We start from the raw sequence: 1,453 nt of genomic DNA on the forward strand, positions 1-1,453 counted from the left end.
CCATGCGCGACATCAACCATTTCATCGACGGCGCGTCCTTCACCGGCGCCTCGGGCCGGTTCGCCGATGTGTTCAACCCCAACACCGGCGAGGTCCAGGCCCGGGTGCAGCTGGCCTCGGTCGCCGAGATGGATCGCGCCGTCCAGGCCGCCCAGACCGCCTTCGAGGGCTGGTCCTCGACCAACCCCCAGCGCCGCGCACGGGTGATGTTCGAGTTCAAACGGCTGGTTGAGGCCAATATGAACGATCTGGCCGAACTGTTGTCGGCCGAGCACGGCAAGGTCGTCGCCGACTCCAAGGGCGACATCCAGCGCGGTCTCGAAGTGATCGAGTTCGCCTGCGGCATCCCCCATGTGCTGAAGGGCGAATACACCCACGGCGCCGGCCCCGGCATCGACGTCTATTCGATGCGCCAGCCGCTGGGCGTGGTGGCGGGCATCACCCCGTTCAACTTCCCGGCCATGATCCCGATGTGGATGTTCGGCGTCGCCATCGCCGTCGGCAACACCTTCATCCTCAAGCCCTCCGAGCGCGATCCGTCGGTGCCGGTCCGTCTGGCCGAGCTGATGATGGAGGCCGGCGCGCCCGTCGGCGTGCTCAACGTCGTCCACGGCGACAAGGTCGCGGTGGACGCCATCCTGGAGCACCCGCTGGTCCATGCCGTCAGCTTCGTCGGCTCGTCCGATATCGCCCACTATGTCTATCAGACCGGCGCGGCCAACCATAAGCGGGTCCAGGCCATGGGCGGGGCCAAGAACCACGGCATCGTCCTGCCCGACGCCGACATGGACCAGGTGATCAAGGACCTGTCGGGCGCGGCCTACGGCTCGGCCGGCGAGCGCTGCATGGCCCTGCCCGTCGTGGTGCCCGTCGGCAAGAAGACCGCCGATGAACTGCGCGAGCGGATGATCGCCGAGATCCCGACCATGCGGGTCGGCGTCTCCACCGACGCCGGCGCCCACTACGGTCCCGTCGTCACGGCCCAGCACAAGGCCCGGGTCGAGGGCTGGATCGAGCAGGGGGTGAAAGACGGCGCCGAACTGGTCGTCGACGGCCGCGGCTTCTCGCTGCAGGGGCATGAGCGGGGCTATTTCATCGGCCCGTCGCTGTTCGACCACGTCACCCCGGAAATGGAATCCTACAAGGAGGAGATCTTCGGCCCCGTGCTGCAGATCGTCCGCGCCGCCAGCTTCGAGGAGGCCCTGAGCCTGCCCAGCAAGCACCAGTACGGTAACGGCGTCGCCATCTTCACCCAGAACGGCCGGGCGGCCCGCGACTTCGCCGCCCGGGTCAATGTCGGCATGGTGGGGATCAACGTCCCGATCCCGGTGCCGGTCGCCTATCACACCTTCGGCGGCTGGAAGCGCTCGGCCTTCGGCGACACCAACCAGCACGGCATGGAGGGGGTGAAATTCTGGACCAAGGTCAAGACCATCACCGCCCGCTGGCCGGA

At 67.6% G+C, this 1,453-nt stretch carries 1 protein-coding gene; it reads left to right on the forward strand.

The genetic code is table 11. The features are described from left to right. Window positions 1–2: 2 nt before the first annotated feature. On the forward strand, window positions 3–1,453 hold a 1,451-nt coding region (locus ACP7AZ_RS17755; RefSeq protein WP_426039974.1), incomplete at its 3' end, for a CoA-acylating methylmalonate-semialdehyde dehydrogenase.

It is taken from the genome of Brevundimonas sp. DC300-4 (assembly GCF_049897365.1).
Lineage (GTDB): Bacteria > Pseudomonadota > Alphaproteobacteria > Caulobacterales > Caulobacteraceae > Brevundimonas.